Origin of the sequence: Bacillus cereus group sp. BfR-BA-01492, from assembly GCF_022662815.1 — a bacterium.
Classification (GTDB): Bacteria; Bacillota; Bacilli; order Bacillales; family Bacillaceae_G; genus Bacillus_A; species Bacillus_A cereus_BD.
This window is the reverse complement of record NZ_JAKUEH010000053.1, coordinates 1-492: the sequence shown is the minus strand read 5'-3', so window position 1 is coordinate 492 and position 492 is coordinate 1. Positions and strand designations below refer to the sequence as shown.

The following is a 492-nucleotide window of genomic DNA, read 5'->3' as shown; positions in this document are numbered from 1 at the left end:
CCGTCCTTCATCGACTCCTAGTGTCAAGGCATCCACCGTGCGCCCTTTCTAACTTAACCAAACTAAAATTAAAAAATATGAGCTACACTGTTATCTAGTTTTCAAAGAACATACCAAGTTATATAAAATAACGTTTGGTGGAGCCTAGCGGGATCGAACCGCTGACCTCCTGCGTGCAAGGCAGGCGCTCTCCCAGCTGAGCTAAGGCCCCAATTTGTATGGTGGGCCTAAATGGACTCGAACCATCGACCTCACGCTTATCAGGCGTGCGCTCTAACCAGCTGAGCTATAGGCCCATACAATTTGCAGAATTAATTTATATCATATTTCTTTTTAAGAGTCAATACTTTTTTATTGAACTCTCAAAACTAAACGAAATCAAAACACGGAAACTTATATTGATAAGCAGCGCTCATCAATTCTCCATAGAAAGGAGGTGATCCAGCCGCACCTTCCGATACGGCTACCTTGTTACGACTTCACCCCAATCAT

2 tRNA genes and 1 rRNA gene are annotated in these 492 nt (G+C 43.5%); all 3 read right to left on the bottom strand.

Annotation, left to right across the window (positions count from 1 at the left end):
* Positions 1 to 135 precede the first annotated feature (135 nt).
* A tRNA-Ala gene (locus MR063_RS21535) sits at positions 136 to 211 on the bottom strand.
* 8 nt (positions 212 to 219) lie between these two features.
* Positions 220 to 296 (bottom strand) — tRNA-Ile (locus MR063_RS21530).
* A 133-nt stretch (positions 297 to 429) separates the two neighbouring features.
* Positions 430 to 492: ribosomal RNA gene (locus tag MR063_RS21525) — 16S ribosomal RNA — on the bottom strand; the annotation flags it as partial.